Annotated in this window: 22 protein-coding genes; 4 read left to right on the top strand and 18 right to left on the bottom strand. The window is 47.5% G+C overall.

All coding sequences use genetic code 11. The features are described from left to right. Nucleotides 1-29: 29 nt before the first annotated feature. The 7 genes from CRO74_RS00410 to CRO74_RS00385 form a co-directional block, all read right to left on the bottom strand. A complete protein-coding gene (locus tag CRO74_RS00410; RefSeq protein WP_097124039.1) occupies nt 30-1958 on the bottom strand; it encodes a CocE/NonD family hydrolase in 1929 nt (642 codons plus the stop codon). Between the two features lie 126 nt (nt 1959-2084). Further along, on the bottom strand, nt 2085-2243 hold the full coding sequence (locus CRO74_RS31420; RefSeq protein ID WP_179830089.1) for a DUF8506 family protein: 159 nt from the start codon (nt 2241-2243) through the stop codon (nt 2085-2087). Nucleotides 2244-2317: 74 nt separating this feature from the next. Then, nucleotides 2318-2518, bottom strand: a complete 201-nt coding sequence (locus tag CRO74_RS00405; RefSeq protein WP_097124038.1) for a helix-turn-helix transcriptional regulator — start codon at nt 2516-2518, stop codon at nt 2318-2320. Beyond that, nucleotides 2515-2991: a hypothetical protein gene (locus CRO74_RS00400; protein ID WP_097124037.1), complete on the bottom strand. Its 477-nt coding sequence runs from the start codon at nt 2989-2991 to the stop codon at nt 2515-2517. Before CRO74_RS00400 ends, CRO74_RS00405 begins: the two co-directional genes overlap by 4 nt. 244 nt (nt 2992-3235) lie before the next feature. Then, a complete protein-coding gene (locus CRO74_RS00395; protein ID WP_097124036.1) occupies nt 3236-3562 on the bottom strand; it encodes an L-rhamnose mutarotase in 327 nt (108 codons plus the stop codon). A gap of 128 nt (nt 3563-3690) precedes the next feature. Then, nucleotides 3691-4476: an L-fucose dehydrogenase gene (locus CRO74_RS00390; protein ID WP_097124035.1), complete on the bottom strand. Its 786-nt coding sequence runs from the start codon at nt 4474-4476 to the stop codon at nt 3691-3693. 106 nt (nt 4477-4582) lie between these two features. Further along, nucleotides 4583-5563: a type I phosphomannose isomerase catalytic subunit gene (locus CRO74_RS00385; RefSeq protein WP_097124034.1), complete on the bottom strand. Its 981-nt coding sequence runs from the start codon at nt 5561-5563 to the stop codon at nt 4583-4585. 929 nt (nt 5564-6492) lie between these two features. Here CRO74_RS00385 and CRO74_RS00375 point away from each other — a divergent pair. Further along, a complete protein-coding gene (locus CRO74_RS00375; RefSeq protein ID WP_097124032.1) occupies nt 6493-7050 on the top strand; it encodes an RNA polymerase sigma factor in 558 nt (185 codons plus the stop codon). Between the two features lie 53 nt (nt 7051-7103). Here the strand turns inward: CRO74_RS00375 and CRO74_RS00370 are convergent, their stop codons facing one another. The 5 genes from CRO74_RS00370 to lysM all read right to left on the bottom strand — a co-directional run bounded on the left by CRO74_RS00370 (nt 7104) and on the right by lysM (nt 11317). Continuing rightward, nucleotides 7104-8186, bottom strand: a complete 1083-nt coding sequence (locus CRO74_RS00370; protein WP_097124031.1) for a M20 family metallo-hydrolase — start codon at nt 8184-8186, stop codon at nt 7104-7106. 108 nt (nt 8187-8294) lie between these two features. Then, entirely contained in the window at nt 8295-9179 is an 885-nt protein-coding gene (locus CRO74_RS00365; protein WP_097124030.1) for a S1 family peptidase, read from the bottom strand. Nucleotides 9180-9405: 226 nt separating this feature from the next. Further along, nucleotides 9406-9693, bottom strand: coding sequence for a hypothetical protein (locus tag CRO74_RS00360; protein WP_097124029.1), 288 nt, complete (start codon nt 9691-9693; stop codon nt 9406-9408). Between the two features lie 72 nt (nt 9694-9765). After that, nucleotides 9766-10677, bottom strand: a complete 912-nt coding sequence (locus CRO74_RS00355) for a DUF937 domain-containing protein (protein WP_097124028.1) — start codon at nt 10675-10677, stop codon at nt 9766-9768. Between the two features lie 172 nt (nt 10678-10849). After that, nucleotides 10850-11317 (bottom strand): peptidoglycan-binding protein LysM, encoded by a 468-nt coding sequence (gene lysM, locus CRO74_RS00350; RefSeq protein ID WP_097124027.1) that lies wholly within the window; start codon nt 11315-11317, stop codon nt 10850-10852. Between the two features lie 220 nt (nt 11318-11537). On the opposite strand from lysM, the gene CRO74_RS00345 reads away from it, so the two are divergent. Continuing rightward, complete coding sequence (locus CRO74_RS00345) at nt 11538-12884, top strand: SGNH/GDSL hydrolase family protein (RefSeq protein WP_097124026.1); 1347 nt, start codon at nt 11538-11540, stop codon at nt 12882-12884. Between the two features lie 10 nt (nt 12885-12894). Then, nucleotides 12895-13686 (top strand): outer membrane beta-barrel protein, encoded by a 792-nt coding sequence (locus tag CRO74_RS00340; protein WP_097125955.1) that lies wholly within the window; start codon nt 12895-12897, stop codon nt 13684-13686. Between the two features lie 90 nt (nt 13687-13776). Here the strand turns inward: CRO74_RS00340 and CRO74_RS00335 are convergent, their stop codons facing one another. Both CRO74_RS00335 and CRO74_RS00330 read right to left on the bottom strand, forming a co-directional pair. Continuing rightward, nucleotides 13777-14238, bottom strand: coding sequence for a PliI family lysozyme inhibitor of I-type lysozyme (locus CRO74_RS00335; RefSeq protein WP_245877718.1), 462 nt, complete (start codon nt 14236-14238; stop codon nt 13777-13779). 216 nt (nt 14239-14454) lie between these two features. Beyond that, entirely contained in the window at nt 14455-14793 is a 339-nt protein-coding gene (locus tag CRO74_RS00330) for a winged helix-turn-helix transcriptional regulator (protein ID WP_097124024.1), read from the bottom strand. Nucleotides 14794-15200: 407 nt separating this feature from the next. Here CRO74_RS00330 and miaA point away from each other — a divergent pair, with 407 nt between their 5' ends. After that, nucleotides 15201-16112 carry a tRNA (adenosine(37)-N6)-dimethylallyltransferase MiaA gene (gene miaA / locus CRO74_RS00325; protein ID WP_097124023.1) on the top strand — a complete coding sequence of 304 codons (912 nt, stop codon included), beginning with the start codon at nt 15201-15203 and terminating at the stop codon, nt 16110-16112. A gap of 75 nt (nt 16113-16187) precedes the next feature. Here miaA and CRO74_RS00320 read toward each other — a convergent pair whose 3' ends face one another. The 4 genes from CRO74_RS00320 to CRO74_RS00305 all read right to left on the bottom strand — a co-directional run bounded on the left by CRO74_RS00320 (nt 16188) and on the right by CRO74_RS00305 (nt 19953). Further along, entirely contained in the window at nt 16188-16481 is a 294-nt protein-coding gene (locus CRO74_RS00320) for a rhodanese-like domain-containing protein (protein ID WP_097124022.1), read from the bottom strand. Nucleotides 16482-16594: 113 nt separating this feature from the next. Next, on the bottom strand, nt 16595-18460 hold the full coding sequence (locus CRO74_RS00315) for a T9SS type A sorting domain-containing protein (protein ID WP_097124021.1): 1866 nt from the start codon (nt 18458-18460) through the stop codon (nt 16595-16597). A 26-nt stretch (nt 18461-18486) separates the two neighbouring features. Further along, complete coding sequence (locus CRO74_RS00310) at nt 18487-19263, bottom strand: PASTA domain-containing protein (RefSeq protein ID WP_097124020.1); 777 nt, start codon at nt 19261-19263, stop codon at nt 18487-18489. 87 nt (nt 19264-19350) lie between these two features. Then, nucleotides 19351-19953 (bottom strand): riboflavin synthase, encoded by a 603-nt coding sequence (locus CRO74_RS00305; protein WP_097124019.1) that lies wholly within the window; start codon nt 19951-19953, stop codon nt 19351-19353. Nucleotides 19954-19989 lie beyond the last annotated feature (36 nt).

Genomic DNA, 19989 nt, shown 5'->3' with positions numbered 1-19989 from the left:
TATATAACGGAATAACTCGTGTTTTGTCTTTACTTCAGTACCTGTAATTCGATCACTGAATTATCGTACACCCGGTGCGTGGCTTTCTGGAAATCGGCGGCATCGGCTTTGTAGATATTCTCCACATATTTCTGCGGATTCCGGTCGATGAGCGGGAACCACGTACTCTGCACCTGAATCATGACCCGGTGGCCTTTTTTGAACGTGTGCAGCACATCCTGTAACCGGAAGTTCACATCCGTTACCTCGCCGGGTTTGAACGGCTCCGGCTTCTCGAAGGAGTTACGAAACCGTCCGCGCATTGCCTCCGACCGTACCATCTGCTGATAATTCCCCAGGGTAATGTTCCGGTTGGGCATATACGGATGATTCGGCTCATCGGGCGGGTACACGTCAATGAGTTTGACGACCCAGTCAGCATCGGTACCCGTCGTGCTCACTTTGAGTTTGGCCATAATCTCACCACCCAATGTTAAGTCCTCGGTCAGTACCTCCGTCTGGAAGGTAAGCACATCCGGCCGACGACCCGCAAAACGCTGATCTTCCGACATGTAATTGAACGGCGTAAAGCCCTGGGTTGTGGTAATATCTTCGGTGTATGGAACGGGTTTCTTGGGGTCACTAATGAACTCCGAAAACAGCTTGTTCGAAGTCTCCATGGCTCGGTTGGTAGCCAGATTTCCATCCGACATCAGGAAGAATTGCTTTGTGGCAGCATCGGCCACGGGCCATTTATCGAATGTTTTCCACTCGTTGCGGCCGGTATTGAACAGGTAGGCTTCCGGAAGACCGCTTTTGCCATCGCCCGCCCCTTTCAGGAAGTGCGTGAAGAATTTAGCTTCAATATTTCGCTGGTAGAACGTAGCGACACTGTCGCCAAAATAGACGTTGCTGTGCAGTGTATGTCCCGTCTCGCGCGACCACCGGCCATGCCCGAACGGCCCCATCACCAGCGTGTTGTAGGCACCGGGGCTGTTCTTCTCAATCGTTTTGTACACGTTCAGCGGCCCGTACAAATCTTCGGCATCGAACCAGCCGCCCACCGTCATAACGGCCGGACGAACGTTTTTCAGGTGCGGCAGAATGCTTCGTTTCTGCCAGAAGTCGTCGTAGTTGGGGTGGTTGACGGTTTCCTGCCAGTAAAAGTTATCCTTGTAGTATTTGTCCGCGTTTTTCAGTGGCCCCAAATCATACTGCCACTGGAAACCGTCCTTGGTTCCCGTTTGAATCATCTGATCGTTGTACCAGGGCTTCGTTGTTGGCTCGGGGTGCTGCACGCCGAAGACAGGAAACGTAAACAGATAGGCCTGAATGAAAGCGCCATTGTGGTGGAAATCGTCGAAGAAAAAGTCAGAAACGGGAGCTTGTGGCGATGCCGCTTTTAGCGCGGGGTGAGCATCGGGTAGCGACGCAGCCGTGTAGAACCCCGGATAGCTGATACCCCACTGCCCTACCCGACCGGTATTATTGGGCACATTTTTGAGGAGCCACTCAATGGTGTCGTAGGTATCGGAACTTTCATCGGGCGAGCCAGCAGTAGAAACGGTTGACTGCCCTTTCTTACCCCCTTTTTTGGGAGATGCCGGAGGGTCGGGCAGATTGGGTGTCATGTTGGTCCAGGTTCCTTCCGATGCCCAGCGTCCCCGCACATCCTGATAGACAAAAATAAACTTCTCGCGCATGAGCGTTGCCGACGGGCCCACCTGCGCGGGGTAGGCATCGGCACCGTATGGAGCCACGCTATAGCACGTGCGCTGCATCATGAACGGGTATTTCGTTGTTGCCGAGGCATCTTTCGGGACATACACAGCGGTGTGTAATTTCGTGCCGTCGCGCATCGGGATTTTGTACTCGAATTTCTGGTAGTTATCGCGAACGAAGTTGCCAGTTGAGGTTTGCTGAGCGTGTGCGGGACGGATGAACGCAATTAAAAGCAGCGCGTAAAGCCAATGTTTCATAGACAGGTATTAATGGAGTTGATAGTCGTAAAGATAGCGATATGCATGACACCGGCGACCAACAAAAAACGCCTGGCTAATGCAGGCGTTTCAAATTCGTATGGTCAAGTATGTACGTGAGGTTCTCTACAAATCGCGGGCTCTGACGTGGAGAATTTTGCCGTCGCGTTCGATGACAAGGGTATCATCTTCTCGCTTTGCCTTTTCAACTAACCGTTTGTGAGCCAGCCGAAAGCCATCCATTACTTTTTTTGCAATATCCTCCTGTTTATCTGGCGTTTCCATAGCTGTTCAATAAATAATTCCACAAAGTTTGATCGTGTAAGTGTCTGGTCATGATATACAGATTCGGCATCGTATCAATCGGTCTCTTCGAGTGTAAAGATATACTCTACAGCCTTGTTAAACACCTGCGCCAGTTTCAGCGCCAGAATCGTTGAGGGAACATAGCGGCCCGTTTCAATCGAGTTGATCGTTTGCCGACTTACGCCAATGCGGTCGGCCAGATCGGCCTGCGACAGGTTATGCTCCGCCCGCTCTACTTTCAGTCGGTTTTTCATAAAGCGAGCAGGTTAGTATTGTTCCGATGGATGAGCCAGCGAAACCGGATGATGAAGACTAGCAAAACAGTGAACATATTGTACATCATGACATCTAAAAATGCACCCTCATAAACGGTTAAGATGGCGATTGTTAAAATAATATAGTTCGCATACACGCTCCATTGAAGGGCTTCGAGTCGTAACTGGCTAATCATTTCATCTTCTATTTTCTCTCGCGAAAAAGCAATGAATAATAAACCGACAATAACTCCAATGGCAGCTATTTCGTCGGTAAAATTATCCATAAAACCAAAAGAATAACTTACTACATCAGTAGACTTCATGACAGGTGCGCCAAATTCTTTACTGATTAGCCTAGCAAAAAGATTAAAATCAGCATAAAGATTAGCTACACCAAGAGCTGTAAACGGAACAAAAATCAACCAGCCGATCAGCCGGAAACGATGCGGGAAAAGCCACTTTGTTTTCATGGATATGTAAAGTTAAGTTGACATACCAAACGTAAAGTTCGTTTTTCATAATGTCAAGTTTATTTTACATATACATCAAAAAAAATTTGTTATATGTTGGAGCGAATTGCACAATGGATGAGGAAGAAACGTCCTGCATTTATACCCGACCGGGACGGTCGGTACTACAGTTGCATGCTGGCACGGGTGAATACCCGCGTCAGCATGTGCAATCCGCATCAGAAGTAAACTTCCGCCCTTACACTCACATTTTAAAAATCTCTTTCATGAGCACCCATTTTTCGCCGGGTTTGGCCATGGGTAGGGCTTGTTGGTAGGTCCACATCAGGTTTTCCCACTCCTGTACTTTGGGGTTTGCGGCATCGGAAGCGGCTTTGGCTTCGAAGGAAAAGGTTTCGTTCGTTTCCATGATCATGAACAGCCGGTTGCCGATGCGGTAAATTTCCATCTCGGTAATACCGGACTCTCGGATGCTGGCTTCAATTTCGGGCCGGATCTGTTTATGGTATTCTTCGTATTCGGCAATCCGGGCGGGGTCGTCGATCAGGTCAAGGGCAAAGCAGTAGCGCATACGTGTCTGAAACTGGATTTAGGAAACGATTTGGCTGAAGGGTGCTTCAAATGCCATATTCTGGAGATACGGCGTTTGAAGCACCCTTCAGCCAAATCGGTAAATTAAGCTTTTCTGAGATTTTCGTACTAATCCGTAATGGCCCGGTCCAGATGCGTATAGCCACCGTCTACGTGTACCAACTGCCCGGTTGTATGGCTCGATTTGTCCGATAGCAGAAACGCTACGGCATTGCCCAGCTCTTCGGGTGTGGTCATGCGGTGTTCCAGTGGGATTTTGGAGACAATCTGTTTCAGCTTCTCTTCCGGGTTGGGCAGGGTTTTAATCCAGCTGGCGTACAGGGGCGTCCAGCTTTCGGCTACCACCACACAGTTGACCCGGATACCATAGGGCAGCAGTTCTACGGCCCATTCGCGGGTTAGCGCACTACGTCCCCCATTGGATGCTGCATAAGCCGAGGTGTTGCCCTGGCCCGTTTCGGCCACTTTTGACCCGATATTGACGATAGCTCCTTTCGACTCTTTTAGCGCGGGCAATGCGTGGTGGGCCATGAGGTAATAATGAACCAGATTTTTGTGCAGCGACGCGATAAACCCTTCGTAAGACCCGCGCTCAAGGCCTACGCCGTCGTTCACCCCGGCATTATTCACCAGCCCATCGATCCGGCCAAACTGAGCGAGCGTCTGCTCAACCGCCTGCTGGCAGGCCAATGGCTCGGTCAGTTCCGCTACAAATTGATGCGCCTGCCCACCCGTAGCCCGAATGGCATCTACCGTATGCATGTTATCAACTTCATTACGGCCAATAATTACAGGAATGGCTCCTTCTGCGGCCAGTACTTTTGAGATTCCTTCGCCAATTCCCTTAGCACCACCGGTAACGATGATGACTTTATCATGCAGGTTTAAATTCATGGGTTATCTATTTATCGGGTCTAAAAACACCGGAGACGAAAGGAGAAAGACATATTTCGGTCATTTCTCCTTTCGTCTCCGGCAGGCAACTCAGTACATCTCTGCTTTAGGGCACATAGGTTTCAAGTACTGTCATGTCGCCATCAGGCACGAGCGTAACCGTATCGACCGAGGCCGGAATGAGAGCACACTGGCCCATTTTCAACGAAACAGAATAGCCCCCCGGCGCTTCGATGGTGAGCGCACCGGCTACGCAGATCAGAATGACGAACGAGTCGATATGCGTGTAGTCGTGCTCAACTTCCTGATTGAAATTGAGCACGTTCGTTACGAAATAATCGCTCGTAACAGCATTTACGCTTTCGTTAATCTTCTTGTCATACTGCGTTTTATAGTCGTTGTAATGCTTGTAATTGATGGCATCGACAGCCAGATCGGTATGTAGTTCACGCTTCTGGCCGGTCGTAGCATCAACCCGGTCGAAATCATAAATGCGGTAGGTCGTATCGGATGTCTGCTGGATTTCGGCCAGCAGCAGACCTTTACCAATGTAATGAACCCGACCGGCAGGCAGGAAAAAAACATCGCCGGGTTGTGCCGTTTCAATGTTGAGCAAGTCCTGAATGGTGTTGTCGGCTACGGCTTTAACATATTCGTCTTTGGTAACTTCCCGATTGAAACCTGAGTTAAGCTTAGCTCCTTCGTCGGCCTGCATGATGTACCACATCTCAGTTTTACCAAACCCGCTTTTGCGTTCGGCAGCCAGTTTGTCGTCGGGGTGTACCTGGATAGAGAGATCATCATTGGCATCGATGAATTTGACCAGCAGCGGAAACCGGTTGCCATAGGCGTTATATACATGTTCGCCGACCAGTTCACCTTTATACTGTTCAACCAGTTCATGCAGGGATTTGCCTTTCAGTGCGCCCTCCGCCACAATGGAAACATTACCCTCAACATCGGAAACCTCCCAGGTTTCACCACAGTTGGGCAATGGCGAAAAGTCTTTCTCCAGAATGGTGTTGATCTTCTGGCCTCCCCAGATTTTGTCTTTGAAAATGGTCTCGAATGTAAGCGGATATAACATAGTAACGTGTAAGTATTGACAAGGATGAGTAATGATTGGTTAGGATGACAGCCTTTTTAATAACTGTCGGTATTTGACAATTGTTGATTGCTCGGCTGATGAGACTTTGTAAACACCTACTTCGGCCAGCTGTACCGGGCCATTAACGCTCGTAATAAACAACTGGAGTTTAGACGATGCAACGGACAGAAAGCCAAAAAGTCGCCTGGAACTCACGACAGCAAATGATTGAAGGACCCAGAGTTTCTGTTCCAACACCCTATTTTTTACTCACAAACGTGTTAACCGTAAAGTAAAGAACGTCGTTTTCTCCACGGCTGCCAAGTAAGTCGGCAGATCGTAGGGCGAACAACGCCAACTTTTCTGTGCGTAACCTACTAATAAACTTAGTAGCGATATAGTAAATAACATAGTGCATAAAAAACGATTCATATCATTAAATATACTGTTTGATGTCATAACATGTGTTTTTGTTAGAATAAGATACGTATCCCAAAAATCTAGTTTATATTATGCTGGATTTAAGATACTTCACTAGGAAACAACTTAAATTTCGACTCAGTGTGATAAGAAACTCAGCATTATTATTAGAAATCACTTAAATCAATTTACTCATTCAGACCGTAAGCAGTACGATCCGCTTCGCTTGTGTAAATGCAATGAAAAGCCATCTACAAAAAGTGTGTTCTGCCTGTGTATATTATCGTAAAACCCTCCCCTATGTACCTCCATAATTCTATTCATTGACAACCTCTATACAATTTCCGCTTTCGTAAAGCATATCTTATCTGTCAGGCAACGTAACCCCTGACCGCTGTTTACCAGCCATAGACAGATAGTCCTTTTTGTAGTCATTGCCCAACCTTGTTTTTTTAAAATTCCTCTGACCACCGTTTAAACTTGCTAAACACCTAATTTTCCTTTATCAAATGAAAAGAAAAACCGTACCTGCAAACCACGTAACGACCGAGACTGATTACCACGCTAACTGTTCTTTGGACAACTTCGATAATCTCTATGGTAACTACGCTAGTAAAATTCATCAAAAATGCCTGATGATGATCAATGACGACGAAACTGCCAAAGATTTCACGCAGGATATTTTCCTTAAAGTATTTACCAAACTTCACACATTTCAGAACCGGGCCTCTTTCGCAACCTGGATCTATGCCATTGCCCACAACTATTGTCTGGATCAAATTCGACTCAGCAAACGTTTTAAGAAGGAATCGCTTTCGGATGACCTGATAGGTGAATTACCCGAAAATGACCAACAGGAACCGGGTGTTATCCAAATGCAGATTCTGGAACTTCTCCTGAAGGAGCTACCCGATCAGGAGGTAACTATGCTGCGGCTCAAGCACGAGCAGGGATTGAGCGTCAAAGCAATTAGCGAACAGTACCAATTATCTGAAAGCGCCGTTAAAATGCGGCTAAAACGAACACGGGATAAAATACAGAGCCTCTGCAACGACTTCTATGCTTAACTCCAACTTAACAAAATGCCTGCAATAGCCTATTATTGCGGGCATTTTGTGGATTAAACTACCTGTTCCAGCATACCGATATACCCGTTTACGCCTTCGTCCAGCTCTCGCAAATAGATAAATTCATCGGCCGAGTGCGAACGCCCCGAGTGCCCGGGCCCGCATTTAAGGGATGGGCAGTCTAACACGGCCTGATCCGACGTGGTTGGCGAGCCATACGTATGTCGACCCAGGGCTAAACCAGCCAGAACAATCGGGTGATTATCAGGTATAGACGACGGCTTAAGCCGAATTGACCGGGGCTTTACATCGGCCTGTACATTTGCCCGGATCGTTGCAATCACTTCTTCGAGAGTGTACTGTTCAGTAACCCGTACATCTACAGTGAATGTGCAGGTATCGGGAACAACATTATGCTGTGTGCCTGCATTAATAATCGTTACAGATAGCTTTATTGGTCCCAGGGTTGGCGAAACCCTGGGAAATTGGTATGTCGTGAGCCAGTTTATATCCTGAATAGCCTTGTAAATTGCATTATCCCCCTCATTGCGGGCAGCATGGCCGCTAGTCCCTTTTGCAGTACAATCAAGTACCAGCAAGCCTTTTTCGGCAATGGCCAGTTGCATTTCGGTTGGCTCGCCAACGATGGCAAAACTGATGGGAGGTAATTCGGGCAGTAACAGCTCCAGCCCGTCGCGGCCCGAAATCTCTTCTTCGGCGGTGGCGGCCATCACAATATTAAACTTCATGGCCGGGCAGTCATAAAAGTAGACGAAGGCTGCCAGCAGAGACACCAGACATCCGCCGGCATCATTACTACCCAGACCAAAAAGCTTGTCATCACGTTCCAGTGGCTCAAACGGGTCGAGCGTCCAGGACTTGTTCGGCTTCACCGTGTCGTGGTGTGAATTCAGCAGGATCGTTGGCTTCGCAGCGTCGAAATGCAGATTCTGGGCCCAGATGTTATTTTTAAGTCGCTGATAGGGTATTTGCTTATCTCGAAAAAACGCTTCGATTTCAGCCGCTGTATTCGTTTCCTCCCGGCTGAACGACGGCGTCGCTATCAGCCGTTTAAGCAAGGTACGAGCGTCATTGATAAGCGTTACTTTTTGATTTGATAGATCGGGTTGAGTCATAAAAAAAGCATTGACCGCCCAAATATAAGGCCAACGAGCCGAAGTCTCTGAGGTTCCGGTTTTATCAGTTAATGTTATCTGCTTTATTGGCAAGCCAGTACTGTCCCGCTAAGCTTCGTAAAACTTCACCTTTTTTTCCCGCAAAAAGGCTTTGATTACGTCTACATGAACGCATTGGCCAACGTTCAGGAACGGGTAGTTCGACACACGGCTTTTGCGACCATTGACCAGTACTTCCTGATCTTCAATGTCGAAGCCAAGGTGCAAATGGCGTGTTGCAGACTGCATACCATAAATAAGTCCGTTTGTATCGAACAAGGGTCCGCCACTCTGCCCCCGGAGGCCGGGTGTACTAAGTTCAATACCCGTAATTACGCCATTATCACCCGTTAGCCGAGTTACGATGCCGTCAATTGGGAAACTAGGCGAGGTCAGTCGACCCGTTGTTGTCCACTCAATATCATCAATGGCTGGGTTATACCGGAAATTGTTAAACTCTGGAAACGGATAACCTAGCCGGCATAAACTCCGGCCCGGTTTAACGCGACTGGTATCGCCCAGAAAAACAGCATGGGATCGGTATAAAAGCCGATTATACCCCTCAAAACGCAGTAAGGCCAGATCCTGCGTGGGATGGTGATCTATACTCAGTTTTTGGAACTGATCAACGCAACTAATGAAATTGTTTCTTACCCGAATAATGGTGTCGGCTGTGAGTTTGAATTTAGTCTCCAGCTGGCTAATTAAATGAGCGGCATTCTTTTCTCGTAGTGCTTCCCGACGTGCCCCCTGAAACTCCCGGTACTTATGGTAAATAGGATCGCTCTGACGGATAAGTTCGGCCACATGCTTGCAGGTAATAGCACATCCTTCCTCATTTATGAAGAAAAGCGTGGCCGTGCCGGGTACAATTTCATTGTGGCCGTATAGCCGAACAATGGAATGCATTGGCTGGGTAAACGGATTAACGCGTTCAATGGCGTCAACAAACATAAAAAGGTGTCGATAAATGAGTCTGCAAGTTAATGAATCCAGACTCACTTAACGGCCAGAGCAACGTTCAAGACTAGTAAGAGCTAATTTTCCGACAGGATTACCGGATGAAGAGGATGAAAAACATGCGAAACATCCAGTCAATCCGGTCGAAATATAACCTTAGAAGCTGTTTGAGTTAATCGATTTGCTCCTAAATCGATTAACTCAAACAGCTTCTTACTCCTTATTTCTTGGGTGTAACTTTTACCTCCGCCGGTACAACGGCACCTCGATCACCACTATCGGGCGGAGCCTGCTGGGGAGCATTCAAGGCATTGTTAGTCGTATCCCCCTGCCGACCAAACACCGAACTGTCGCTGGTGGCGGTGGTATCGCTCATTGTAGATTCGGCACTGTTCTCCGTAGCATTCTCATTCTTCTTGCCGGAACAATTCCAGACAGTCAGGCTGGACCCGATGAGACAGGCAGCCAATAACCAGGACCGAAGCGGTCGTATGCGAGTATGAATCATGGTTTTCAAACGTTAGAGTAAATTATAGGTACTAAAATCAACAGTCTCCAGGCCGTGTTTGTGTTCCCTGGGTTATTTTTTGATAGCAGACGAATCTCGGATTCCGAGTGCTCCGGGGGCCGTCGAATCACTTACCTGGCCATGAGCCTCCTGAACGCTTCTTTTCGTAGCTGCCGATGTGTCCTCAACAGCATTGGGTTCAGCGCGAGCGGTGGAATCTGTACTAATACCATCCGTACTATTTTGATTCTCACTGCACTTCTGAATAAGTAATGCCAGTACCAGCACGGCAATGGCAATCATGGCCCAGCGAAGCCAACGCACATTTTCGTGCCGCCGGTCGCCTTCAGGGCTTTTAGGAATGTTAGGATTAACGGCGGTTCCGCTAAAATTATCCGTTCCCTGAACTTCGGTTTGCTGACCGGTTGGGGTTACCAGCTCATCAAATTCCAGCAAGCTCGATACGCCGTCCAGACCCGATGGAACGGCTTTCCTGAACTCGGTTGCCTGCCCGAGTAGTAGCGTTTTCAAACTCTCGGCGGTCAATCCCTTTTCCTGTTCCTGACGTCCCAGTACCCCCATCAGTACCGAACCCGCCAACCCAAGAATAGTCATGACCGACTGGGGTTTTGTACCACTATGCAAGCCAATTAGCTCGGTAGAACGAACAAGTTTGTCGCCAAAAATATGGTCCAGGAACTCAGTATCAGCGTTGGTGGTCTCAGTTATAGCTTGTGGCGTACCCATAACCTGACTTACATCCAGCGGTGTCTTACCATACTCTCCTTTATCCAGAAAATTAACGATTGAGGTTGCACCCCCTGTGGCCTGTACCCGGCGAGTCAATGCTCCGAGTAACGTTGGTAGAACGCCATTAACAGCTTTCAGCGTAGTAGCTGGCGATTCATTCAGGGTAGCACTTAATTTATCAATTACACCGGGTGTAAACTGTTCTTTAAGATAAGATAATAGATGAACGGCCATAACATTTCGTTGAGTTGAGATACATAAAACCGGTCATCTGGCTGAATGTTCTATTTTAAGTTGGTAAGTGAGTAACCAAACCGGTAAGTTAAAAAAGTCGGTAAGTGGCTGACGCGAAAGCAATACGCTCGCGTTAGCCACTTACCGACTTTTTTAACTTGCTAACTTACGTTTATAACTGGGGGATACGGAGCACCTGATCTGGATAGATTAGATCGGGGTCTTTCAGCATGGGCTTGTTTGCTTCAAAGATGACGCCGTATTTCATCGGATCGCCATAGACCTCTTTCGCGATCTTTGACAGCGAGTCCCCTGATTTTACGGTATAAAACTTACCCTCAGGCGTAGGCTGGTCGACAGAAAGTTGATTATCAACGGCTGAAACCCCTTCGACGTTACCAACCGCCAGTGCGATTTTTTCAGCGTCCTCCTGCGATTTCACAGAGCCGGTTATAGTAACCGTATCTCCCTTGGTTTTAACGGTCAGGCTATTATAGGCCAGGCCTAACTGCTTCACATGGTCAAGTAGCGCCTGAGCACGTACTGGCTCAACAGTTTCAGCTTGCGTCGGGGCTGGTGCTACCTGATCCTTATGAAATATTTTCTCACCTACGCCCTTAAAAAATGATAATAGACCCATTGGTTTAGTAAGGTTTTAATTAAACATCTGTTTATAGCCAGCAATTACGCCAACTCATACCTGACAAACAACAGCAAAGGTCTAATGTTTGTTTAAAAGCATATACTTAGCACAAAAGACATACAGTAATTAAGACCCTCAGCGTACGCATAAAGGCCTTACTTTTGCGTTCTTTTTCTGCAAGTTTTCACTCGTTTCTATAATCAACACACGTATACGAATGCTAGTTAAAAACAGGTTTCGGTGGGGGCTGATTCTAACCGTACTGGTTGGTTTAAGTGCCTGCACGAACAACGACATTGATCCAACGGGAGGCAGTACCATTACGCCGACAAAAGGAAGTGCCGACTTCACGAAATATGTGGCGGTAGGCAACTCCCTCACAGCCGGATATGCCGATGGTGGACTATACCGGGAAAGTCAGCTTAATTCTTATCCAAACATTCTGGCGGGCCAGTTTGCGCTGGTTGGTGGCGGTAGTTTTGTGCAGCCACTATTTACAGAAGCCCAGGCTGCTGGGTCGGGCTACCTGAAATTAATAAAAGTGCCTTCGTTAACCGACCCGTCCAGTCTGATCTCCTCCATCGGCCAGGTGGCTCCCGGCGCGGCACGGGGTGGCCTTACCTCCGCTGGCTTTCCCTTATTAACCAAATTCACCGATGCGAATCAGAATTTAGGGGTACCGGGTATTCGTGTATCGGACATACTGATTCCCAATTATGGCTCTGCCCAGGGAAACCAGTATTTCGAACGGTTGGTCGCGAACCCGCTCACCACCTACTTTCAGTACATGAGCGATAACCTGAATGGGGCCACGTTTTTCTCGTGCTGGTTAGGTAACAACGATGCCCTAAACTATGCGACTTCTGGCGGGGAAACGCCTTTAACCCCAACGGCTTTGTTCACAACGAACTTTACCGCAGCCATGAACAAACTAACCGAAGGTGGTCGCAAGGGCGTAGTCATAGGCGTTCCAACAATTACTACGGCGCCCTATTTTACAACCTTGCCCCTGCCGCTGGTGCTGGCGCAATTAAATCTGTTATTGAGGCCAACAACGCCCATTACTGCTCTAATTATCCAGACTGCCAATGGTATTCGTGCCACACAAACGGGTGATTTGCTCATGCTGCCAAACGCCCTCGACTACGCAAACATTGGCAGTCAATCCGTAGGAACCAAAGTGGGGCCTTATGGCCTTAGCATCACCAATCCACTGCCGAACCGGATGGTTCTGGATGCAAGTGAGGTGACCGCCCTAAACGCAGCTATTGCCACGTATAACGGCATTATGAAGGCGCAGGCAGATGCTAAAGGAACTGCCTACGTTGATCCTAACACAATCCTGAACCAGGTAGGGTCAGGCAACGGCGTTACTCAGAATGGCATTACCTATACGTCCGCTTTCATTCAGGGAGGGGTATTCAGCCTGGACGGTATTCACCTTACACCCGCTGGATATGCTCTAATGGCTAATGAGATTATTAAAGGAATCAATGCAAAATATGGCTCGACAATTCCGGCGGTCAACCCTGCCAACTATCGCCGTGTATTACTGCAACAATAATTACGTATTCATGCGACTAAAACAGCTTTCAATAGCCGCTCTGCTACTGGCAAGTGTATCGACCTCTTTTGCCCAAATCAAACCATTTGAGTTTGGTATTAAGGGAGGAGGTACGTTTACACATGGCTTCACTAAAGTACCTGCTCAAACGATTGGCAGCGTTCAGGTACCTAACCTGGAAAACAAGAATAACGGGATTGGTTATGGCTATTCAGGCGGGATATGGGCAAGAAAGAACTTCAACAGCTTTTTCATTCAGGCAGAGATTACCTATAATCGGTTTGTACTGAAGCAGAAAACAAACGTTACGCTCGATGTAAACGCCAATGCGCTGCTGGCGAATGCGCTGCCTATAAGCGTTCGGCCGGGCTTGTTGAACGCTACCCTTAATGCAACGTCAGAATCGATTCTGGAATCAGTAAACGTACCTGTTTTATTCGGGAAGCGCTGGATGGGCGGAAAGTTGCGCGGCTATGCCGGACCAAACTTTCTCTTTGTACAAAAGGCTCAGCTCGACCGAACGACGGCGGGTGTTATCAATGCCAACTCGTCGGTGAGTTTCCCCCAAACGGACATTCCGGCAACAAGCGCGAGCACGAACCTGCTTAACAAATACGAAGCCCTGAATCTGGAAGTAAAAGATTTCACTTACGCGCTGGAATTGGGCGTTGGTTATACCCCCCTTCCGTTCCTGGATATTGATGTTCGCTATGCCGCTCCTGTGGGTGGTGTGTACAAAGATTCGAATATCACGGGTTTTCTGGGTATAGCAACAGTATCACTCGGTTTCAGAGTATTCTGATTGCCTACCAATAGTTATTTAGTTATTGGTGAGTAGTTATTTGTTAGTCATAACATAATAACTACTCACCAATAACCAAATAAGCATGAATTATGGCTCTGCAATGAGAGCAAATCCATTTTTTGAAGGTTTGAGTTGATAGCGCGTTAATCGATAGCCTCCAGATGGTGCCACATTGGCATCACCTGCCCGGTATACCGGAAATTTACGGAAAAGTCGGCTTTGTTCTATCCACAAACTATCGTGCCCCATGTAGCCATCCACCTCTGGCGTTTGCCAGGCAGGCAGGAGGATGTCGGCTTTGCGTTCGGGCAAAAACTGCCAGGCGTATACCCTCCCAAACGAACCACTTCCGTCGGTGGTCGTGTAGACGTACAATTCCGGAAACCGGTTACTATCCAGATCAGCAACTTCAGCACCCATAACGGGGCCATCTACCAACATAGTGAAGTTGGTTAAGAGCAACGCGCCCCGGTAGGCTTTGACCTGCAAATTACGTGTACGCCCACTATCCGAAGCGGCAATGGTAAATGAGTATATATTAAATCGCAACGATTTAGTATAGCTGAGTTTAGCAGGAACGGATGGGTTTCCGCTCAAGCAGGAAGTCCGGTAAACAGATGCAGGTAAAAGGATATGAAAACCGCTTTTTTGAGCCGGTTGGACAAGCCATACCAGGCTTAGCAAGAAATATCCTACCTTGTTACTCATTGCCCCGTCTGCTATTTTTAATCTGGAACGGCAGCGGGCCAAAAAAAGTTGATCAATCTAGGGCTCCAGAAATAATTCGCCAATTGCGGTTAACTTCAGTAAGGTAGGTAATACCTGCAACCCTTTCTCAGTTAAACTGTAATCCACTCGGGGCGGCACTTCATTATACGACTTTTTTTCAACGACACCCAGACTAACCAGCGCCTTAAGTTCCTGAATTAAAACCTTTTCACTTATGGCTGGAATCATGCGCCGAAGCTCTCCGTATCGTCGGGCTTCAGTGCCTAGCTGATATATAATATACAGTCGCCATTTTCCACATATTATATCTAGTGTTTTTTGAAGAGCTAAATGCTTGGGGTCAATAGGTTGTTGTTTACTTACTTGATCGTTCATGAGGAAAATAGCACTAACCTTTTGGTTTGTAACGTACTGATTAAAAGAGAGTTACAGTAATATGAGCAAATATAGATATTTGTATTAAATCTATAGCAGAGCTTTTTTATTGAAGGTTATATAAACACTTCTGCAGCTGATAACTCGCTATTAATCAATACTAAAAAATTTTCAACCAAATTATTTATTCTAATTTTTAAAGGAGAGCGAATAAACAACTACGAAATAAAATTCAGCATCAGGCGCCTACTAGGTAACAGCCTTAATGCATGTTACAACCAGTTGGGGGCGTAAGGAGAGAATATTTGAGTAAACTATTTAGGTAATGGGGATGGGCTTTTGCGAATTACTCATACAACTACGGGAAGAATAGCCTTATTTTGTTTCTTTCAACGTCGACTATATTATTGAAAACGCTGCTTGTTATTGCTGGCCCGACAGCCGTTGGTAAAACCAGCTTATGCGTCCGTCTGGCTAAACGACTACATACCGATGTTGTGTCGGCAGACTCCCGTCAACTCTATCGGGAGCTTTCCATCGGTACGGCCAAACCGACCTTGGCTGAAATGGAAGGGGTACGCCATCACTTTGTTAATTCACATTCTATTCTGGATCCTGTCAATGCGGGACGTTATGAACAGGAATGCCTGAGTGTACTAAACGCTCTGTTTGCCAAAAAGGATATTATTATTCTATCAGGAGGGACCGGCTTATATATAAACGCCGTTTGCGCTGGCCTTGACGACATGCCGCCGGTTGATCCTGTTTTGCGGGCGCAGTTACTGGCTCGTTTCCAGCAGGAAGGCCTCCCCAATCTACAGGCTGAGTTGCGGGAGTTAGACCCAGTGTATTCCCAATCTGCCGACTTACAAAATCCTATCCGGGTAACCAGGGCGCTGGAGGTGTGTTTGTCAACCGGTCAGCCTTATTCGTCGTTTCGGCGTCGGCAAACGACCGAGCGTCCATTCAGATCTGTGCTCATTGCTCTCGAACGCCCACGTGAAGAACTTTATTTGCGGATTGACACCCGAATGGATGCGATGCTTGAGGCAGGGCTTATTGACGAAGTAAGGTCTCTTATACCCTATCGGCATCTATCGGCCTTACAAACAGTTGGCTACCAGGAGGTTTTCCCCTACCTGGATGGTGAGTATGACTATGAAGAAATGGTTCGTTTACTAAAACGAAACTCCCGCCGGTACGCTAAACGGCAACTCACCTGGTTCCGGAATCAGGCAAACTATCGATGGTTTGCCCCAGACGAAGACGAAAAAATTGTTAGAGAGATGAATGATACTGGAAGGATGTATGATGTATGATATAAGATGTAGCGTACTGCTTTTCCATACATCTTACATCCTATATCATACATCATACATCATACATCTCTCTTCTTACTGAGCCCGGTAGGCAAGCATGCCGCCAATTACATTACGAACATTATTAAAGCCATTTTCCTCCAGAATTTGCTGGGCCATGCCACTGCGTTTACCCGACCGGCAATGAACAATAACCTCTTCGTCCTGTAAGCCATCGAGTTCGTCCAAACGATACGATAAGTCGCCGAGGGGGATAAGGGTAGCACCAATGTTGTCTGCTTCGTATTCTTCTGGCTCACGAACGTCGAACAAATTCAATTTTTCACCTTTATCGAGTCGCTCCTTCAAATCCTGTACGGTAATATCCATGGTTTTAGTTTTGTAAGTTGTCACTAATAAGTAATCAATTAGTGAGTAGTTAAGACAGGTAATCTTAGTGCACCAGCCACGTTTCACTTAATCACTTGCTACTTATAACTCCTTTAATGTTGAATAATTAATTTGTGCACGGCTGTTCGTTTTTCAGAAAATAGTCGAATTAAATAGAGACCATCTGGCAGATAACTCAAATCTAACGTTTGCTGACCACGACTTGGTTCGAAACTACTTAGTAAACGTCCACTGCCGCTCATCACTTCAAGTCGGTTCAGTTTGGGCTCATCCCACCGAATAAGCCCGGCTGTCGGGTTCGGGTATGTCTGTAGTGGCAACAAAGGCGCTGGTTCAGGAATAGCCGTTACAATAGTGTCGGGTTTGGCACCCATTACAGGCCGGAGCATAAAGGCTCCCCGCACATTTAGTGAAGCTGAACTTCCGTTCTGATCCCAGTTTGTGCCGCTGTTGTAGAATATCTGAGAGCCAAATGGGCTGTTTTTATCAAATCCCAGGCGCAACAACGCCGTGTCACTGCTACTAATCTGCTGGTAACCAACGTAAAACGTGTCTTTTACCGAAACACTCTTCGTGAACTTATAGTCAACAAACCCATTTCGTGACGCTGGGTATTGAGTCGAAAATGATTGCTGATAAATGGTCGTGCCTGGTCGCCCTCCCCGGTTATTATACACATTGATGACAAAAGATTGCCCCGTCTGATTGTTCATGAAGGGCACAATGCAAGCCCGAATACCCCCAAGGGCATCGGGCTTGTTCAGGATAAACCGCACCGCTATCTGTTCACGCTGCCTTATTTGTTGAGCGTACTCCCACGACCCATCGTCATACGCATAATAATCGTCAAGGGCGGCTACTGCCGAAATGGTGTCGTTAATCCGAAGGTTAACACCGGGGATGGATGGGTTTTGGTCGTCGCTGGTTAACAAGTCGACTTTGTACCGTAACATGGCTCTGGCAGCCTGACCAAACCCCGTAACGGGAGTTGGCTTTACTACTTTACGCTGTGAACTGAGGGAAGGTATCAGGGTTGAGTTCGTTTGCGGATCGTCCTGCACCAGTCGCCCCGACACCTCGTCGCGAACGGTAAAACGGAAAGTCGTAAAGTTAAAGTTATTGAACAGGTTGTTAATATCTGTTGTAACAGTGTCTGCCATCTCGGCCGCCGGATTAACAACGTATTGAGACAGTGGCATGGCCGTATATCGCTTCAGTAAGGGCGACAAATTCTGTCTTACGGCTACATCTTTTACAAACCGGTCGTTAACGGACCTGCCTTTATTCAGGTAGATGTAATCAATATGCCAAGTATCGAAGGGACCGGACTCCCGCCCAAAGGTTCGAAAGCGAAAGGCAAATCCGGCATGGAAGTAAATCAGGTTTCGAACAGGGACAAACACCTGAATAAAGTTATTGTTGAGAACACCGCCCACTTTAGCCCAAACCGTCCGCCAGTTATTTGTATTATCCAGAAACTGCACGGTTAACGAATCGCCCGCCTGACGGCTCAGCGAATCGCCGGGATCGGGTAATTCGCCCTCGCCTTTAGCCTGCCAGTAGAAACTCAGGTAGACGGAATCGGCAGCCGTCAACCCAGCCAGATTGATCGGACGTGATGTCAGGGTATCGGTATATCCTTGCGCCAGCGCATTGTTCTGCACATATGGCCGGCCATTGGCTGCCAATCCATCGAATGAGGCAACGTTTATAGTTGGCTGATTGATGGCCATGGTGTTATTTATGTACACACCACTGCCTGGTTGCCAGCGGGCAGGATCAGGCCGGTCGATACCGGGGCGACCGGTTGCTGTCGAAAAATCCTCAAAAAATGGAATATTGAGCGACCCCTGCCCCCAGCCCGTCGAATAGGACAGAATCAACAGCACAAACAAAAAACCGCGCAGACAGCGTCCGGCAAACGGTATAGGCGGCTGATAAAGGAAATCAATTCTCATCTGGTAATAAAGGCCGGAAGTAGTGTTTATTGGTCCGGTTCAATTGGCCCTACGATCCACAAATCCATTGACTCGCCAACGCGGATACGCTCGCCAGACCGGGCTTCGGGCCGCTGTTTGACTACAGTACCAACCTCCTTCTCGGGGTCATCAACGGAAATTTTCGTGCCAACTTTCAAATTCGATCCGCGAATAGCGGCTTCGGCTTCGTCGACCGGCAATCCTACAACGTTCGGAATCTCGAACATCGTACTTCCTAACCCATCACCAACTTCAAGATCTATCTGAGCGCCTTTCGGAATGGGCGTTCCTGGCGCAATTTCCTTCCCATTGTACAGTTGGCGAAGTACCGCATTTTTAGCCACATCGGGCACATAAATTGGCGGGCCACTTAGTAAATCCAGCGACTTGAGGTTAAGCTCAGCACTACGGAGCGTTAAGTTGACCAGATTAGGCATCTGCACCATCGGGGCTACCCGTTTGGTAATGGTCAGGTATATCTTACGCCCCTCCTTAACTTTTGCATTGGCCCGTGGGTACTGCTGAATAACCATTAATGGCTGTGCTCCCGCAACGAAGGTACAGTCACTAACTTCGTAACGAAGATCCCGGTCGTCCAGCAGGTTTTCCATCTCATCCAGACTCAGGCGCGTTACATCCGGTACAGTGATTGTTTGCCCATGATTCGTTGTATACGGCAGGTAAACAAAGAAGAATACCAGGAACAAAGCAGCTATCAGGGCCAGAATAATGCCAACATGGATCAGCAGGTCAGAAAAGGAGCGGGTGCTGATTTTAGCCATTCGGGTGTGGTGATTGGTGGAGCGTTATCGGCTCACTAAGTTCATGTGGTTTACTTAATTCACAAAAGTAGCAGAATCCGTCACCCCCTACCGATAGCCTGCAAACATTTTTTTGAGGTATTTACCAACAATATCGAACTCAAGATTGACCATATCACCAACCTTTAAATCCCGAAACGTCGTGTGATTATACGTGTATGGAATGATTGTCACTCTAAACCGATTGTCTTCTGAATTGAAAACGGTCAAACTGACTCCATTGATACATATTGATCCTTTTTCGACGGTTACGTTCCGGTTGGCGGGGTCATCGCCCAGCTCATATTCGAAATCAAAGAGCCAGCTGCCATCAACATCCTGTATGTTGGTACATATCCCAGGCTGGTCGACATGCCCCTGCACGATGTGCCCATCAAATCGACCATTGGCAGGCATGCACCGCTCAATATTGACCCGGTCGCCAACGGTAAGCCTGCCAAGATTGGTTTTTTTCAGCGTTTCGTCCACCGCCGTTACGGTGTAGCTTCGATCATCCAGGCTGGTAACCGTCAGACAAACGCCATTATGACTAACACTCTGGTCAATTTTCAGTTCGGGGGTTAATGACGACCCAATTCGAAATGTCAGATTGGTACCTTCTGCTTCAATAGCCTCTACAAGACCGGTTGTTTCAACAATTCCAGTAAACATAAATAAATGTAAGTGAGTAAGTCGGTAAGTGAGTAA

This window comes from Spirosoma fluviale (assembly GCF_900230225.1).
Taxonomy (GTDB): domain Bacteria; phylum Bacteroidota; class Bacteroidia; order Cytophagales; family Spirosomataceae; genus Spirosoma; species Spirosoma fluviale.
The sequence above is the reverse complement of the archived record's forward strand: the minus strand, read 5'-3'. Positions and strand labels throughout refer to the sequence as shown.

What these genes read in the sequence shown, in the direction of transcription:
- CRO74_RS00410 (WP_097124039.1), bottom strand. Translation starts at nt 1,958, where the DNA reads ATGAAACATTGGCTTTACGCGCTGCTTTTAATTGCGTTCATCCGTCCC.
- CRO74_RS31420 (WP_179830089.1), bottom strand. Translation starts at nt 2,243, where the DNA reads ATGGAAACGCCAGATAAACAGGAGGATATTGCAAAAAAAGTAATGGAT.
- CRO74_RS00405 (WP_097124038.1), bottom strand. Translation starts at nt 2,518, where the DNA reads ATGAAAAACCGACTGAAAGTAGAGCGGGCGGAGCATAACCTGTCGCAG.
- CRO74_RS00400 (WP_097124037.1), bottom strand. Translation starts at nt 2,991, where the DNA reads ATGAAAACAAAGTGGCTTTTCCCGCATCGTTTCCGGCTGATCGGCTGG.
- CRO74_RS00395 (WP_097124036.1), bottom strand. Translation starts at nt 3,562, where the DNA reads ATGCGCTACTGCTTTGCCCTTGACCTGATCGACGACCCCGCCCGGATT.
- CRO74_RS00390 (WP_097124035.1), bottom strand. Translation starts at nt 4,476, where the DNA reads ATGAATTTAAACCTGCATGATAAAGTCATCATCGTTACCGGTGGTGCT.
- CRO74_RS00385 (WP_097124034.1), bottom strand. Translation starts at nt 5,563, where the DNA reads ATGTTATATCCGCTTACATTCGAGACCATTTTCAAAGACAAAATCTGG.
- CRO74_RS00375 (WP_097124032.1), top strand. Translation starts at nt 6,493, where the DNA reads ATGAAAAGAAAAACCGTACCTGCAAACCACGTAACGACCGAGACTGAT.
- CRO74_RS00370 (WP_097124031.1), bottom strand. Translation starts at nt 8,186, where the DNA reads ATGACTCAACCCGATCTATCAAATCAAAAAGTAACGCTTATCAATGAC.
- CRO74_RS00365 (WP_097124030.1), bottom strand. Translation starts at nt 9,179, where the DNA reads ATGTTTGTTGACGCCATTGAACGCGTTAATCCGTTTACCCAGCCAATG.
- CRO74_RS00360 (WP_097124029.1), bottom strand. Translation starts at nt 9,693, where the DNA reads ATGATTCATACTCGCATACGACCGCTTCGGTCCTGGTTATTGGCTGCC.
- CRO74_RS00355 (WP_097124028.1), bottom strand. Translation starts at nt 10,677, where the DNA reads ATGGCCGTTCATCTATTATCTTATCTTAAAGAACAGTTTACACCCGGT.
- lysM (WP_097124027.1), bottom strand. Translation starts at nt 11,317, where the DNA reads ATGGGTCTATTATCATTTTTTAAGGGCGTAGGTGAGAAAATATTTCAT.
- CRO74_RS00345 (WP_097124026.1), top strand. Translation starts at nt 11,538, where the DNA reads ATGCTAGTTAAAAACAGGTTTCGGTGGGGGCTGATTCTAACCGTACTG.
- CRO74_RS00340 (WP_097125955.1), top strand. Translation starts at nt 12,895, where the DNA reads ATGCGACTAAAACAGCTTTCAATAGCCGCTCTGCTACTGGCAAGTGTA.
- CRO74_RS00330 (WP_097124024.1), bottom strand. Translation starts at nt 14,793, where the DNA reads ATGAACGATCAAGTAAGTAAACAACAACCTATTGACCCCAAGCATTTA.
- CRO74_RS00320 (WP_097124022.1), bottom strand. Translation starts at nt 16,481, where the DNA reads ATGGATATTACCGTACAGGATTTGAAGGAGCGACTCGATAAAGGTGAA.
- CRO74_RS00315 (WP_097124021.1), bottom strand. Translation starts at nt 18,460, where the DNA reads ATGAGAATTGATTTCCTTTATCAGCCGCCTATACCGTTTGCCGGACGC.
- CRO74_RS00310 (WP_097124020.1), bottom strand. Translation starts at nt 19,263, where the DNA reads ATGGCTAAAATCAGCACCCGCTCCTTTTCTGACCTGCTGATCCATGTT.
- CRO74_RS00305 (WP_097124019.1), bottom strand. Translation starts at nt 19,953, where the DNA reads ATGTTTACTGGAATTGTTGAAACAACCGGTCTTGTAGAGGCTATTGAA.